The sequence below is a fragment of the Lactobacillus corticis genome (assembly GCF_018327645.1).
Lineage (GTDB): Bacteria > Bacillota > Bacilli > Lactobacillales > Lactobacillaceae > Lactobacillus > Lactobacillus corticis.
The window spans coordinates 1-14,538 of record NZ_BMAY01000001.1 but is presented as its reverse complement, the minus strand read 5'-3'; the positions used below and the strand labels follow the sequence as shown (position 1 = coordinate 14,538).

The 14,538-nt window shown below is 40.8% G+C and carries 13 protein-coding genes, 1 pseudogene and 1 CRISPR repeat array; of the genes and pseudogenes, 10 read left to right on the top strand and 4 right to left on the bottom strand.

The window, feature by feature from the left end:
• Positions 1 to 5: 5 nt before the first annotated feature.
• From casB to cas2e, 6 genes are read left to right on the top strand one after another with little or no spacing between them, the layout of a single operon-like run.
• Entirely contained in the window at positions 6 to 599 is a 594-nt protein-coding gene (casB, locus tag KI210_RS00065; protein ID WP_212779850.1) for a type I-E CRISPR-associated protein Cse2/CasB, read from the top strand.
• 15 nt (positions 600 to 614) lie between these two features.
• Entirely contained in the window at positions 615 to 1,733 is a 1,119-nt protein-coding gene (cas7e, locus tag KI210_RS00060; RefSeq protein WP_212779849.1) for a type I-E CRISPR-associated protein Cas7/Cse4/CasC, read from the top strand.
• Complete coding sequence (gene cas5e, locus KI210_RS00055) at positions 1,714 to 2,412, top strand: type I-E CRISPR-associated protein Cas5/CasD (RefSeq protein ID WP_212779848.1); 699 nt, start codon at positions 1,714 to 1,716, stop codon at positions 2,410 to 2,412. The genes cas7e and cas5e overlap by 20 nt, the downstream gene beginning before the upstream one ends.
• 13 nt (positions 2,413 to 2,425) lie before the next feature.
• On the top strand, positions 2,426 to 3,058 hold the full coding sequence (gene cas6e / locus KI210_RS00050) for a type I-E CRISPR-associated protein Cas6/Cse3/CasE (RefSeq protein WP_212779847.1): 633 nt from the start codon (positions 2,426 to 2,428) through the stop codon (positions 3,056 to 3,058).
• A 2-nt stretch (positions 3,059 to 3,060) separates the two neighbouring features.
• On the top strand, positions 3,061 to 3,993 hold the full coding sequence (gene cas1e / locus KI210_RS00045; RefSeq protein WP_212779846.1) for a type I-E CRISPR-associated endonuclease Cas1e: 933 nt from the start codon (positions 3,061 to 3,063) through the stop codon (positions 3,991 to 3,993).
• A gap of 6 nt (positions 3,994 to 3,999) precedes the next feature.
• The gene (gene cas2e / locus KI210_RS00040) at positions 4,000 to 4,872 is read left to right on the top strand and encodes a type I-E CRISPR-associated endoribonuclease Cas2e (protein WP_212779845.1); all 873 of its coding nucleotides are present in this window, start codon (positions 4,000 to 4,002) and stop codon (positions 4,870 to 4,872) included.
• Positions 4,873 to 4,987: 115 nt separating this feature from the next.
• Positions 4,988 to 5,990: direct repeats of the CRISPR family, unit length 28 nt; unit sequence GTGTTCTCCGCGTATGCGGAGGTGATCC.
• Positions 5,991 to 6,223: 233 nt separating this feature from the next.
• Here cas2e and KI210_RS00035 read toward each other — a convergent pair.
• The 3 genes and pseudogenes from KI210_RS00035 to KI210_RS00030 form a co-directional block, all read right to left on the bottom strand.
• The gene (locus tag KI210_RS00035; protein WP_246487287.1) at positions 6,224 to 6,643 is read right to left on the bottom strand and encodes a hypothetical protein; all 420 of its coding nucleotides are present in this window, start codon (positions 6,641 to 6,643) and stop codon (positions 6,224 to 6,226) included.
• A gap of 12 nt (positions 6,644 to 6,655) precedes the next feature.
• Positions 6,656 to 6,784 (bottom strand): annotated as a pseudogene (locus KI210_RS09135) (TetR/AcrR family transcriptional regulator); the annotation flags it as partial.
• A gap of 40 nt (positions 6,785 to 6,824) precedes the next feature.
• Positions 6,825 to 8,120 (bottom strand): YhgE/Pip domain-containing protein, encoded by a 1,296-nt coding sequence (locus KI210_RS00030; RefSeq protein WP_212779844.1) that lies wholly within the window; start codon positions 8,118 to 8,120, stop codon positions 6,825 to 6,827.
• A 180-nt stretch (positions 8,121 to 8,300) separates the two neighbouring features.
• On the opposite strand from KI210_RS00030, the gene KI210_RS00025 reads away from it, so the two are divergent.
• Both KI210_RS00025 and KI210_RS00020 read left to right on the top strand, forming a co-directional pair.
• Complete coding sequence (locus KI210_RS00025) at positions 8,301 to 8,873, top strand: NAD-dependent epimerase/dehydratase family protein (RefSeq protein WP_212779843.1); 573 nt, start codon at positions 8,301 to 8,303, stop codon at positions 8,871 to 8,873.
• Positions 8,870 to 9,334 carry an RrF2 family transcriptional regulator gene (locus KI210_RS00020; protein ID WP_212779842.1) on the top strand — a complete coding sequence of 155 codons (465 nt, stop codon included), beginning with the start codon at positions 8,870 to 8,872 and terminating at the stop codon, positions 9,332 to 9,334. Before KI210_RS00025 ends, KI210_RS00020 begins: the two co-directional genes overlap by 4 nt.
• A gap of 218 nt (positions 9,335 to 9,552) precedes the next feature.
• Here KI210_RS00020 and KI210_RS00015 read toward each other — a convergent pair whose 3' ends face one another.
• Positions 9,553 to 10,317 (bottom strand): formate/nitrite transporter family protein, encoded by a 765-nt coding sequence (locus KI210_RS00015; RefSeq protein WP_212779841.1) that lies wholly within the window; start codon positions 10,315 to 10,317, stop codon positions 9,553 to 9,555.
• Between the two features lie 472 nt (positions 10,318 to 10,789).
• Here KI210_RS00015 and KI210_RS00010 point away from each other — a divergent pair, with 472 nt between their 5' ends.
• Both KI210_RS00010 and cas9 read left to right on the top strand, forming a co-directional pair.
• A complete protein-coding gene (locus KI210_RS00010; RefSeq protein WP_212779840.1) occupies positions 10,790 to 12,517 on the top strand; it encodes a phospho-sugar mutase in 1,728 nt (575 codons plus the stop codon).
• Between the two features lie 708 nt (positions 12,518 to 13,225).
• Positions 13,226 to 14,437 (top strand): type II CRISPR RNA-guided endonuclease Cas9, encoded by a 1,212-nt coding sequence (gene cas9 / locus KI210_RS00005; protein ID WP_212779839.1) that lies wholly within the window; start codon positions 13,226 to 13,228, stop codon positions 14,435 to 14,437.
• The last annotated feature ends 101 nt before the right edge of the window (positions 14,438 to 14,538 follow it).

Sequence of the window (14,538 nt, the reverse complement as noted above, 5' to 3'; positions counted from 1 at the left end):
ATTTTATGAGTTCAAATATTGGGAGCGTAACCTCAAGAATTATTAACAAGCTAAATAATGACGGTAATCGTGATAAGGCATCGCTAGCAGCATTGCGCTACGCTAGCTCAATTGATGATCATAAGATGAGTACTGTCTGGCCGCTGTTATTTGATGAATTGGATGCAGATCAACTTAGTAGTAATGGTAAGCCGACTTATAGCGAAATTGCAGTTTTTGCTGCCCTAAGAGGATATGCAATTTATCAGCAAGGAATTGATAATTTTGTTTTTTCTACTGGCGATGACAGTCTTGAAATTTTTCAAGCACTTGGTCAGCTGCGGAAAGATGAAAAATTACGCGTTGCCTTGGATCGGCGGGTCCAGGCTACATTGTCAAAGATGCAAGTTAATAGCGTGATTAATGATGTTATTCATTTAATTAGCATCCTTAAAAGCAATCGAAAAGCAGCTGGTCTGCCACCGATAAATTTTGCTCGTTTTGCTAGAGATATCGTCTATTATCAAACTAGTCCTGCTGCCAGCCGGCAAGTTTGCCTAAAGTGGGGCGAACAATACTTTTCAATGAAAGTTGAAACCAAAGAAGAAACTAACAAGTAATGGAGGAATTGAACAATGAAGAATGTTTACTTAGATTTACACGTACTACAAACTGTCCCATCATCTAACATTAACCGTGATGACGCTGGTTCACCAAAAACAGCTATTTATGGTGGCAAAGTTCGCTCACGAGTTTCATCTCAAAGCTGGAAACGTGCAATTCGTCAAGGTTTTAAGCATGAAAGTGATGGTGCTGACTGGCTGGACGCATATAGAACAAAAAGAGCAGTTGAACTTTTAGCTAAAGAAATCCAAAAAGCAGATTCAAGTTTAGCTGATGATGCTGCTTTGGAAAAGTCAATTGAGATATTTACCACCGCTGGAATTAAGTTAGACAGTAAGACTAATGAGACTAAAGCTTTGCTTTTTGTAAGCAAGGGGCAATTAGTTAAACTGGCTCAATACGCTTTGGAACATGAAGAAGACTTAGCTGAAAAAGATGATAAAAAGAAAGCCAAGGAAGTAAAGAATAGATTGAAAGCCGTATTAAATAGCGATCAATCATTAGATTTAGCTTTGTTTGGTCGGATGGTTGCCGATGACCCAAGCCTCAATGTTGATGCTTCAGCTCAAGTAGCGCACGCAATTTCTACTAATGCCATCACTCCTGAATATGACTACTTTACTGGACTTGATGATTGCCAAAATGATGATGAAGCTGGCTCAGCAATGATTGGGACAATCGAATATAATTCATCGACTCTCTATCGGTATGCAAACATTAATCTGCACGATTTGCAAAAGAACGTGGGTAAGGATTTAACTATCGAAGGCTTGAAGCTGTTTATCAAAGAATTCGTACTGAGCATGCCTGATGGTAAGCAAAACACTTTTGCAAACAAGACAGTTCCACAATATGTGATGGCAACGATCAGAACTGATACGCCTGTAAACTTAGTATCTGCATTCGAAGATCCGGTAAAGGGAAAGAATGGTTATGTTGCTGAATCGATTGAAAAATTAGAGAACGAATACAACGAAACAATGAAATTTGTTGATCAGCCAGTCAAGACAGTAGTTTTAACCACTAAGGATAGTAAGATGAGCGATCTTGCAGAAAACCTGACAGATTTGATCAACCAAACTGCCGGTGCCGTAGAGGAGACCTTAAACAATGAAAACGATCACGATTAAATTGACTGCACCTTTGCAGTCATTTGGGAATGAAGCTAGTTTTAATCGCAGAACCAGCTGGCCTTACCCTTCTAAAAGCAGCGTTATTGGCATGGTAGCAGCTGCTTTGGGATATGATCGTGATGATAAGCGAATCGAAGCACTGAACCAGTTAAAATTTGCTGTTCGAGTTGACCAATTGGGATCAACAATGACCGACTTTCAGATCGTTGAATACGATCAATCAAAGGGTACGAAAAAACTGTCTTATCGAGATTATGTGCAAGATGCCGTTTATCTTGTAGCTTTGGGAAGCGAAGATTCAGAATTAATTGATAACATTAATTTTGCTTTGCTGCATCCAGCATATGCTTTATTTTTAGGCAGACGCTCTGATCCGCCAGCTGGTGTGTTACGAATTAAAGCCTATGATAATTTGGATCCGCTGACCGTTTTGAAAGATAGTCCATGGCAAGCTGCGAACTGGTATATTAAGAAACAAACTTCTGACACCTATCGAGCAAGGATCATTGCCGATGCCAGTCTTTTACCAGGGGTAAAACCTGAATTTATGAAAGATGCGGCAATTAGTTTCGATCAACGGAATCGGCAGCATGGATACCGAGCAATCGCCAAAACTGTCGTTAGCTTGCCAGTTCCACAGAATAGTTCAAATCATGATATTATGTCTGCATTATAAGGTAGGTGGCACAATGTATTTATCGAGAGTAAAAATCAATGACCAAAATCGCCGCTTGCTAAAGGATTTAAATCATGCGGGCGCTTATCATAACTGGGTCGAACATTGTTTTCCAGAGGAAATTGAACAGCAGAAAAGATTGCGGCACTTATGGCGAATTGATTACTTGTCAGGTGAACGTTATCTTCTAGTGCTTAGCGAAAATAAACCTGATTTGAGACAAATGGAAAAATACGGTGTTCCAGGCACTGCGATGACCAAAGACTACAGTAAATTTTTGGATAATTTAACTACAGGAATGCCTTACCAATTTAGATTTACCGGTAATCCTGTCCATCGGGTAGCCCCAGCAGATGGTGGCCGCAGCAAAACCTATCCTCATGTAACGGTTGCCCAACAAATGGAATGGTTGTCTGACAGGTCTGAATTAAACGGTTTTAAGCTGCACGAATTTAATGTTGTAAACCGGCAAAAGGTCATGCTTAGACACCATAATAGTAGGCCCGTTAAACTGAGCTGCGTTTCCTTTGAAGGGATGCTAGAAATTACTGATCTTAATAAATTCAAAGCAGCTTTGATCAATGGAATTGGTCGAGAAAAAAGCTATGGTATGGGATTATTAACAGTCATTCCTTATAGAGGCTAATTATGGCTAAAATATCTGGTGCAAAAAAGCCGGAAATAAATGAGCTAGTAAGAACTAGTGATCGCATCACATTTCTTTATGTGGAGCATGCAAAAATAGACCGGCAAGATAGCGCCATAAGAATAGTTGAAGCAGAAGGGACGGTTAACGTCCCTTCTGCCTTAATCAGCGTTATTTTATTAGGCCCTGGAGTTGATGTAACTCATCGCGCAATGGAACTAATGGGAGAATCAGGAATGGCAGTGCTGTGGGTAGGTGAGCAAGGGGTTCGCATGTATGCCCATGGCAGATCGCTAAATCATTCATCTCGATTTTTAGAATCTCAAGCTCGACTGGTATCCAACACTCGAAGCCGCTTGCGCGTCGCTAGAAAAATGTATCTATTGCGTTTTCCTGACCAAGATGTTTCCAAACTTACCATGCAGCAATTAAGAGGCAAAGAAGGTGCTCGGGTTCGTCGTATCTATTTGGAAGAAGCTAAGCGAACCGGAGTAGCATGGACGAAACGCGAATATAAAGTAGATGATTTTGAAAGTGGAACTCCGATTAATAAAGCACTGACTTCCGCTCATCAAGCACTCTATGGTTTAGCCTATAGTGTAATTGTGGCTTTAGGAGCCTCACCTGGATTAGGTTTTGTTCATACTGGGCATGACTTGGCTTTTGTCTATGATTTTGCTGATTTATATAAAACAAAGTATTCAGTGCCAGTTGCTTTTGAGCAAACAGCAAAATATGGAAATCAAGATATTTCTCGTCATGTCAGAAAAGCTATGAGAGACTTGTTTGCTGAAAGAAAAATATTACCGCAAATGGTTAGTGATCTAAAATATCTCCTGGAAATAGACGATGATACCGAAGCAGAAGTACTAAGCTTGTGGGACGACAAGGTTGGGCTGCAAAAATTTGGAGTACAGTATCATGACAGGGGATAAAGGATCATGATAGTAATTACTTTAAGCAAAGTGCCTACATCTTTGCGAGGAGATTTAACTAAATGGTGCCAAGAGATTCAAACCGGTGTTTACGTTGGCAATGTGAATGTTAAAATCAGAGAACTTTTGTGGTCAAGAATTCTAGAAAATATTGGAAATGGCGAAGCGACAATAGTCTGGAATGCCAGGAATGAAATAGGGTATGATTTCAAAACTACTAGAAAAGATCATAAAGTTGTGGATTTTGACGGAATTCCTTTGATGATGTCAATTCAAAGTGAGAATTTGGCAGTTCCTTATGGTTTTAGTTTGGCAGCCAAAAGACAAAAAGCTAGGAAATTCACCCATTTAGCTGTAACGGGCAAAAAAAGAGCAAACTTTGTTTCAATTGATCTAGAAACGACAGGGCTATATCCTGCTAATTCAGATATTATTTCAATTGGTGCGGTTAAATCTGAAAAACGGGATACATTCTATAAGTTGATCAAAATTCAGACAAGTATTCCAGACAAGATTGTGAAATTAACAGGCATAAGCAATTCGGTGCTGCAAGAGAAAGGTGAAAACCTGGACACCGTTTTGGAAGAGTTTGCAACTTTTGTTGGTGAGGAACCGTTGGTTGGTTATAATATTGCTTTTGACAGTAATTTTTTAGATGATGCATTTCATAAAACAGGCAGGGATGCGCTAAAAAATAGATTTATTGATTTGCTACCAATAATAAAAAAGAAAGATATATTTTTAGCTAATTATCATTTAGAAACAGTTCTTCAGAATTATGGAATTGAAAACCAACAACCCCATAATGCATTGTCTGATGCCCGGGCAACAATGGCACTAGCTGAAAAAATGATAGATATGGGGTATCTTCGAATATAGTGTTTTTTGTGGAATATTCGACTAGTAAAGGTTTAAAATCTAGCGTAAAATCAAAAGTAATGGAATTATTGCTTTGGCGTCCTGAGGAAGCTTGATTATAAAGGGATCTTTTAGTGTGTTCTCCGCGTATGCGGAGGTGATCCCTAAGCATAGCTTTCGAGCTAATCGTGCACTATGTGTTCTCCGCGTATGCGGAGGTGATCCTGTTGGAAAAGGTGTAGTCATGTAGTCAAATCGGTGTTCTCCGCGTATGCGGAGGTGATCCCGATCTTAAGCAAGGTCTTGGCAGCGTTGCCAGGTGTTCTCCGCGTATGCGGAGGTGATCCCCAGTCAAATCATCGTGACCCTCAACGGAAGCTGTGTTCTCCGCGTATGCGGAGGTGATCCTTGACCAGCCAACGTTTTGCAAACAATATTTGAGTGTTCTCCGCGTGAGCGGAGGTGATCCTAGTCCAGATGCTTCCAAGCTCAAAGTGGATAAGTGTTCTCCGCGTATGCGGAGGTGATCCCAGAAAAAAAATTGACGTGATTAGTATGCAAAAGTGTTCTCCGCGTATGCGGAGGTGATCCCAGAAAAAAATTGACGTGATTAGTATGCAAAAGTGTTCTCCGCGTATGCGGAGGTGATCCCAGTCACAAAATGGTTAATGTTTTACCAATTAAGTGTTCTCCGCGTAAGCGGAAGTGATCCTTACGCGTGACTTAGTGCTTGACTCAACTAAGAGTGTTCTCCGCGTAAGCGGAGGTGATCCTACCGGTAATTCTTTGGTTGATATACCCGAAAAGTGTTCTCCGCGTATGCGGAGGTGATCCCCGACAAAAGCGGCCGTGACTACTTACTAAAAGGTGTTCTCCGCGTATGCGGAGGTGATCCCTGGGACGACTTAAAGTCGCTGAAGGAGTTGAAGTGTTCTCCGCGTAAGCGGAGGTGATCCTTTGCTTCGAGCGTTTTTTGGCACCGTGAGCTGGTGTTCTCCGCGTATGCGGAGGTGATCCCGCGTATAGAAAACGCCTCCGGGCGGCCGCGCGGTGTTCTCCGCGCAAGCGGAGGTGATCCTTCAGCCACCACGCGCCGTCATATTTGGGACTTGTGTTCTCCGCGTGAGCGGAGGTGATTCTTTCAATCCACGTACCTCCTGCAGGGTGCGACAAATGTTCTCCACGTGAGTGGAGGGGAGCTCATGTTTGTAATTGCAGCATTCATTGGCAAAGGGGCCTGATAGAAAAGCTGACTTTGGCGCAAAACAAAAATCCTACTAAATCTTGGTATTAAAACCAGGAAATAGTAGGATTTTCTGTTTATTTAATAGTCAAAAATTGTTAATGGGTCAATTTCTGCTAAAACAATTTTTTACCCATTCATATCTGCAAAAACTTCTTCAGCTAATAGCCGCATATTTTCGTTGATAAATTGGGTATCGCTTTTGCTTAAGTCGGTCGATTGGGGAAAATTGAACTTCAGTGCTTCGCGTCCATACAACACAGTGAAGAAATTCTGCAGCTTAAGCTTTACTTTGGTTTCATCCCTGATCGCATACTCCTGGAGCACCTTTTTATACAATAATTGATTGAATAATTCTGCTGCGGGAGCATACTCCTCTTGTGCTGCTCGATAGGCAGCAGGATCGCGGAGTCCTAGTAAAAAGACCGCTTTATGATTTTCAACATATGCAAAATATTGCCTTGCGGCCGTTAGCAAATCGTCCACTGGTTTTCCGCTGGGGGTGAAGTCAGCGACGGCTTTTTCAATATCAGCTTGATTGCTTTTCAATAAAGCATCCAGCAAGGCTGACTTAGATGGATAGTGACGAAATAGGGTACTTTCGTTGATTCCGGCTGCTTGGGCAATCCGTTTGGTGGTTGCCCCGGCATAGCCATCAATAATGATAATCTGCTCAAAAGCATTGAGTATTTTTTTATTAGTTGCAGTCTTGACGATATGCCCTCACTCCTTAACTGAGCTTGCTTAGATCTAACAAACGTTGGTGCTTTTGTAAGCTTACTATTAAAGAGTTTATAACAATAAGTGCCAGAATTAAACCGGCATATTGCAGGAAGAGGGCATTGGTGCCGCTGCCGCCGTACATTAAGTTGAAGTTGATCTGGGTTGCGTAATATAGGGGAGAGATATAGTGAATAGTTTGGAAAAATGAATTCATGGTGATAACCGGCAGCATCCCGGCGCCCGAAACCACCTGCACCATTGTCAGGAAAATGTTGAGACTGGTACCGATTTGCCCGATCAGGTACATGACTAGCGAGTTCAACTCGTAGCCGCTGAAGAGAACCATGGCGAAATTCAACCATAATTTGCTAAAGTTCAAATCAACGCCGACAAGGGCTTTAACTGCCCAAGCATCGATAAGGCTGGCGATGATTGAGACGCAGACAAAAACCAACTGCATGCTGCCAAATGCCATCATCCGGCCGTCTTCCTTGGCAAATTTAGCAAAAGTGCCGTACATTACCATGGCGCCTAAAACTGTACCTAGGTATAAGGCTAAATTGGCAAAAAATGGTGCCATTGCATAATTAATGCCTTGGTGAACATGATTGACGTTGTGGATTTTTACTTTGACGCTCTCGTCCATGTTCTGGTAGGCTTTGGCAACTTGCTGCTTTATTTGTTTTTCGCCACTTTGTTTAGCTGCGGCTATTTTTTTGCTGCCGCTTTCTTTGGCTGCTTTGGCGGCAGTTGGCGAAGTTTGGGCGAGGGTGGCAACTTCTTTGGCAAGCTTAGCTTTGGCACTAGCCAACTGCTTCTTTAGTTTTTGGCTTGCTGAAGTTGCCAAAATTGCCTGACCTTTTTTGATGATAATCTTTTGCGATACAGAATTGCCGATGGTGAGCGCAACCTGTTTCATGCCCGAGACAACCGAGCTTTGGTTGGAATTGTTAATGTAAAAATTCAATTCAGTAGATTTGTTTTGACTGACTTTTTTAGTGAAATTTTTGGGGATGTCAATGATCAAATAAGTCTGCCGACCATTGAGTTCACTTTTGGCACTAGCTAGGTTGGTTGTGGTTTTGACGTGCTTGAATTCCTTCTTTAAAGCCGTCTTCAGCTGCTTATTTAGGCTCTTTGCCTGTTTATCTTCATTGACAATGGTTACCGGCAGTCGATCGATTTTGGTGGGCATCCCACTGTAGCCTTCAAAATAAATTAGAAATACGAGGATACCAAAAATAATTGCCAACAGAGTTCCAATTATTGGCCCACGACTGGTGAAATACTTTTTTAATTTCATAATTGCCTCCTTTTGCTGTTCGGGATCAAATACTAGCACCAATTTTAAAAGCATGCAAGTACTTACTTGCAAAAAATGTTTTATTTTCGTGGGCTTATGAATCCTAAGGCTTTATTCTTTGACAAAAATTATCCTAGGATATAAAATATCCTAAAACGAATTAGAAAGCAGGTAAGCAAATTGACAAAAGCAGTACTCTTAGGGGGCAACGGTTATCTAGGACGCGTTGTATCAGACCATTGGCTCAAACAAGACCCAACAATTGAACTTTATGTTGTTTCGCGTTCAGGTAAAAACCAACTTATCAATGACCGGATTATTAATTTAAAAGCTGATGTGACGGACTATGCAGCAGTTGAACAGGTTTTGCCTGAGCAGGTCGACTATATAATTGATTTTGTTGGTCGGCCTGAAAAAGATCCACAAGCTTTTCACCAAATAAACGACCTTCCAGCTGAAGTTATGCTAAAATTAGCTCAAAAATATCAAGTTAAGGCCATGGGCTTTATCGGTGGAATTCTGGGCGACAAGGCTTTTGTAACTGGCAAAGCTAAGATTGCCGCTAGACTTGAAGCCAGCGGAATCAAAACGGCAGTGGTAAATCCGACGTTGGTTTATGGATCAGGGCGTAATGATTCGATGACCAAACTGGTACCGCTCTTGAAGTTCTTCGGGATCTTTTCAAAGAAATTCCGTCCGGTAACTGCTGATAGCGTGGCTGATGAATTACTAACGAAATTATTGGATAAATGAAGCTGAATAAAAGTATTGAACAGGGCATTTATGTGCTCTTGATTTTGGCCTTGGAAAAAGACCACCGACCGGTAAAAAGTCGGGTGCTCAGCGGTGTTTTGGGCGTTTCCGACTCATTTTTGAAAAAGCTCTTAATGACCATGAAAAATGCTGGCATCATTACTTCTGATGTCAGCAAAAATGGCGGCTATCAATTAGCTAGACCAATTACTGCCATTAGCTTAAAAGATGTCGTTGAAGCACTTGACCCGGCCACGGTTCCGGAATTGAGTCATTTAGCCAATAGCGTTTTCCCCGATGACCCAGCACACGTTCAGGCTAGCGAACAACTAATCTTGGCGGCCTTTGATCGGGGATTTGCCGCTTTTAACCAAAAGCTGGACCAATTTAAATTGTCGCAATTGCTGCGACCGGAAGCATACAAAAATGGCATTATTGACTGGGAAAAACGCCTTAACTAAATTGATCAGTGAAATATGCTGCTTTTTGTAGTAAACTTACCATTAGTGTTCCTCCGAATAGCGGAGGGTGATCCTAAAAGTTATGATAAGACTAAGTGTTCTCCGCGCATGCGGAGTTAGGGCAGGCCAGATCCTCGATCAGGCCTGTTTTTTTGCATAAAAAAAGTCCTTGTTTGAGCTATAGTCAAACAAGGACTTGGTATTTATATTTTGCTTTCCTACTGCTTGTCTCTAGCTGCCAACCAGTACGGCAAAGCGACGAAGCAAATTCCGCCAACCATGTTGCCTAAGGTTACCCAAAGCAAGTTGTAACCCAGTCCGCCAAGCGAAACCCCTCTTCCAGCCGGTGCCATAAGGGCTACTACAAGTGTGGTCATGTTGGCGACACTGTGTTCAAAGCCGGTGGAGAAGAAGGCTAACAAACACCAGAAAACCATGATTAATTTAGCTGCGTCGTTTTTGCTTTGAAAACCGGACCATACAGCCAAACAAACTAAAATATTACAGAGTATTCCTCGAAGGAAAAGCTGACCAGCCGGTGCCGCCATTTTTGCTGCCGCAGCTTTAGTAAAAGCTCCAGCAATGGCTGGGAGGTCAAGACCTGACTTGACATACATCCAAGCTAATAAACCGGCCCCAAGCAAATTACCGATCCAACAAACTAGCCACAGCAGCAAGGCTTGACCCAACTTGATTTTTTTCTCCAACAAGCCGGCTCCCATCACAAAATTGTTGCCAGTAAACAACTCTGCTCCAGGGATTATGACCAAACTCAAAGCAACCCCAAAGACTAGCCCTTTAATTAAGTTAGCAGCAGGATTTTTTCCTAATTGTGCCCCAATGGTAAATGCCAACAAAATTCCAAAGCCGATATACATCCCAGCTAACAGGGCCAACAGCAGGTAGCCAACTGGATTATTTTTTAACAGCTTCACTTTTTTGATCGCAGCATTGGCCGCTGCTTGAAACGATTCTTGATACATCATGTTACCTCTTTTTTGTTTAATAACTTCTACTCACGTCAATAATTATATTCTTCCAGAAATTATATGTAAACGCTTCCTTTTTTGCGAGGCAACATTTTATTTTTTGCATAAAAAAAGGCCAAGGAAGTAATCCTTGGCTTCATTTGATAATTAGTCTTCTGCTTTCTTAGCATTTTCCATGGCTGCCATAATTGAAGGATTCTTTGAGTGGCAGTCCATGATCATTTTGCGATCTTCTTCGCTTAAGGTTACTACGTATTTAGTCATCATTATCACTTCCTTATATATGTAAACTAATAATAGCACGTACGATCAAAATTTTGAACGCAGCTTAGCTGATTTCAATGAAAGTTCTTTGAAAATCAAAAATTGTAGCGTTTTCATACGAATTCATGCTGAAAAAGTGTAGAATAGGATCTAGGCATTTTTTAGTCTAGGAAAGAATAGAAATATAAAGTAGAGGAACTAAATGGAAACACAAGAAAACTATACAAAATGGGTAAATGCTGAATCATTACCACCATATTTGCATAATCAATTAGTAAAGTTGGGTAAGGACCCTAAGTGGGTTGATGATGCCTTTGGTACCAACATTGCTTTTGGTACTGCCGGCATGCGCGGATTGCTTGAGCCAGGGACTAACCGGATCAATGTGGTAACTGTTGGCCGGGTTACTGAAGGACTTGCTCAATTAATGGAGCAAGAAGGCGACAAGGCTAAAAAGCAAGGGGTTGTTATTTCCTTTGACTCCCGTTACCACTCAGAAGATTTTGCCAAGTTGGCTGCCCAAATTTTGGGTCGTCACGGCATCAAGGTTTACTTGTTTGATAGCTTGCGTCCAACGCCAGAGTTGTCATTTGCCATTCGTTACCTGGGCACTTACGCCGGAATTATGATTACGGCTTCCCACAATGCCAAGCAATACAATGGTTACAAGATTTACGGCGCTGATGGTGGTCAAATGCCGCCAGAAGCTGCAGCAATTGTTGAAAAAGCAGCTTTAGCAGTTGATGACCAATTGAACATTCCAACTGCTGCCATTGAAGACTTGCGGGCTAACAACACTTTGCAATTAGTTGGGGAAGATGTTGACCAAGCCTACTTAAAGGAATTAAAGACTATCAACGTCAACCATGATCTGATTGCCAGAACCGCTGACAAGTTGAAGATCGTTTACACGCCGGTTCATGGTACTGGTAAGATGATCTACGACCGGGCCTTTCGTCAAGGCGGTTTTAAGAACTTTACAATTGTGCCTAAGCAAGCGATCTTGGACCCAGAATTTCCAACTACTGTTAAGCCAAACCCAGAATACCGGGATGTGTTTGATGAAGGCGTGAAGATCGCTGATCAAGAAGGGGCCGACATTATTGTTGCAACCGACCCTGATGCTGACCGTTTGGGTGCTGCCGTTCGTCGTCCTGATGGCGAATTCCAAGTTTTGACCGGTAACCAAATCGCAACTTTGATCAGCAACTACTTGTTGACCAACCTGAAGGATTCCGGTCAATTGTCAAGCGACTATGAAATCATCACGTCAATCGTTTCAAGTGCTTTGCCATTCAAGATTGCTCAAAGCTTTGGCATCCAAACCAAGTATGTTTTGACTGGCTTTAAGTACATCGGTGAAGAAATTGACCGTTTGCAAACTGAACATGCTGGCAAGTTCTTGATGGGCTTTGAAGAAAGCTACGGCTACTTGTTCAAGACCTTCAACCGGGACAAGGACGCAATGCAAGGTGCTTTGATGTTCTTTGAAGTAGCTGCCTACTATGCTGATCGCGGCATGAGTGTCTTTGATGGTTTGCACGAAATCTGGGACAAGTACGGTACGAGCTGCGAAATTACCAAGGCGATTGAAATGCCTGGTCTTGATGGTCAAAAGCGCATGGCTGAAGTTATGACCAAGCTGCGTAATGATCACTTAACTGAAATTCGTGGCCACAAGGTTGTGAAGACCGAAGACTTTGACCTGCAAACAGCGGTTGAAGACGGCAAGACGACTGAACTTAAGGGCTTCCCTAAGTCCAACGTTTTGAAGTACTTCTTGGATGACGAAACTTGGTTGGCATTGCGGCCATCAGGTACCGAACCAGTGATTAAAGCTTATGTTGGTACCATCAACAAGGATTACCAAACAGCTGAAGCCGAAGCTAAGGCTTACCACCAAGCAATTGAAGACTTGTTAGGCTTATAAAAATCGACTTTAAGCATCTGCCATTTAGGCAGGTGCTTTTTATTTAGTGAAAAAAGAAAAGTGAGCGTGAAAATTCGCTCACTTTTTTGGTAAAAAAAAGAGCCGATAACGGCTACAGATATGTAAACTTGGCATAAAGCCTTGTTTGATTTTAAATTTAAAGCTTGTTAACCCTCAAAAGTTGAAACAAGGGTTATAAATCCTCATGTGTGGTAGCTAACCACACAAATAAGTATAACATCTAACTTCCAAAAAGGAAACGGCAATATCTGAATATCTGTAAATTATTTTAAGTGACAGTGAATGAAAAAACATTATGCTAAAATATCTGTAGGTATTGTAATGTTTCTAAAACTGAGAAATTCATTATAGATAGTCGGTTTTAGAGACTTGTTAATCCTCAAAAGTTGAAACACAGAAATATACGGGTTGCCTAAATATATAGTTTTAGAGACTTGTTAATCCTCAAAAGTTGAAACTTTTAGTGCATACGTTGCATCATTTAGGCGGTTTTAGAGACTTGTTAATCCTCAAAAGTTGAAACTAAACGTAAGTCCGTTGGCTCTGTTCCTTGGTTTTAGAGACTTGTTAATCCTCAAAAGTTGAAACAGCAACCTTTTATGATTTAAAAGGATAAATCCTACGGTAGTATAGCAATGAAACCGCTATTATTATATACATTCATTTTATAGGAGGGCAATCAAGAATATGGTGGAATATATAGTGGGACTGGACATTGGTACCAACTCTTGTGGGTGGGTTGTTACTGACAAAGACAATAGTATTTTAAGGATTAAAGGTAAGACAGCTATTGGAGCATATTTATTTGATGAGGGCAAAACTGCAGCTGAACGTCGCAATTTACGTACGAAAAGGCGACGTCTCAAGAGAAGAAAATGGAGACTAGGTTTATTAGAGGAAATTTTTGATCCTGAAATATCAAAAATAGATCCTACATTTTTTGCTTGTCTGAAGGAATCAGATCTTTCTCCAAAAGACAGCCGTAAGAAATATTCGCATATTATATTTCCAACCAAAGAAGAAGAAAATGCTTTTTATACTAACTATCCAACTATCTATCATTTACGCAAAGCATTGATGACAGATAATCAAAAACACGATCTTAGAGAAATATATTTAGCAGTTCATCACATGGTAAAATACCGAGGAAACTTCTTACACGAGGGCGCAGCTAAAAACTTTTCGAGTGGAAAGATCGAAGTAGAAAAAACTTTAAGAGAAATTTCTTCGCAGTTAGAATTTATTTTTGATAATGGTGTTCAAATAAATCTTAACCATTCAAAAGAAATTGAAGATGTGATCAAAGATAAAGCTACACTAAAAGCTGACAAGATAAAAGAAATTATTAAGTTGCTATCAGTAGACGGGGATAAGGAGTTAAAAAAGACCAATAAAGACCTGTCTACTCAAATTGTAAACGCTATCATGGGGCGCATGACAAATTTAAGTAAGTTACTAAATTTGTCAGACAAGGATCAAAAGATACGTTTTTCTGACCCTGATTTTGATAAGAAGATTGATAATCTAAATTTGTCAGTTCGCCAAGGCAGGGTTGTAGAAGAAATAATGCGATTATATAGTGCAATCGTGTTAGACGAGATAGTCCCTGGTGGCAAATCAATTTCAGAATATATGGTTGAAAAATATAATGACCATGGTGATGACCTTAAGTTATTAAAAAAAGTAATTAGAAATCATAAAAATCGAGAAAAAGCTAAGGCACTCCAGGCTCTATATGATTTATATGTACGTAATAGATATCGTAATCCCGCAAAGCTTAAGTCTAATGCTAAGCCTAAGCCTAAGCCTAAGCCTAAGAGTAAAGATGGATTAGAGAAGCGCATTTATAATCAGGAAGATCTTTTTATAGAAATAAAGAAAAATTTGCGCCGATTGTAAAATCAAATTGAACACTTTAGAAAAATAAAAAAGTCCATTTGGACCTGTTTGATAGAATGTTAATGACCACAAAAACATCTATTGGAGGTCACAAATGGACT

Coding starts and splice junctions, on each gene's coding strand:
- KI210_RS00010 (WP_212779840.1), top strand. CDS start 10,790: ATGGAAACACAAGAAAACTATACAAAATGGGTAAATGCTGAATCATTA.
- cas9 (WP_212779839.1), top strand. CDS start 13,226: ATGGTGGAATATATAGTGGGACTGGACATTGGTACCAACTCTTGTGGG.
- cas2e (WP_212779845.1), top strand. CDS start 4,000: ATGATAGTAATTACTTTAAGCAAAGTGCCTACATCTTTGCGAGGAGAT.
- cas6e (WP_212779847.1), top strand. CDS start 2,426: ATGTATTTATCGAGAGTAAAAATCAATGACCAAAATCGCCGCTTGCTA.
- KI210_RS00020 (WP_212779842.1), top strand. CDS start 8,870: ATGAAGCTGAATAAAAGTATTGAACAGGGCATTTATGTGCTCTTGATT.
- KI210_RS00015 (WP_212779841.1), bottom strand. CDS start 10,317: ATGTATCAAGAATCGTTTCAAGCAGCGGCCAATGCTGCGATCAAAAAA.
- casB (WP_212779850.1), top strand. CDS start 6: ATGAGTTCAAATATTGGGAGCGTAACCTCAAGAATTATTAACAAGCTA.
- cas7e (WP_212779849.1), top strand. CDS start 615: ATGAAGAATGTTTACTTAGATTTACACGTACTACAAACTGTCCCATCA.
- cas5e (WP_212779848.1), top strand. CDS start 1,714: ATGAAAACGATCACGATTAAATTGACTGCACCTTTGCAGTCATTTGGG.
- KI210_RS00030 (WP_212779844.1), bottom strand. CDS start 8,120: ATGAAATTAAAAAAGTATTTCACCAGTCGTGGGCCAATAATTGGAACT.
- cas1e (WP_212779846.1), top strand. CDS start 3,061: ATGGCTAAAATATCTGGTGCAAAAAAGCCGGAAATAAATGAGCTAGTA.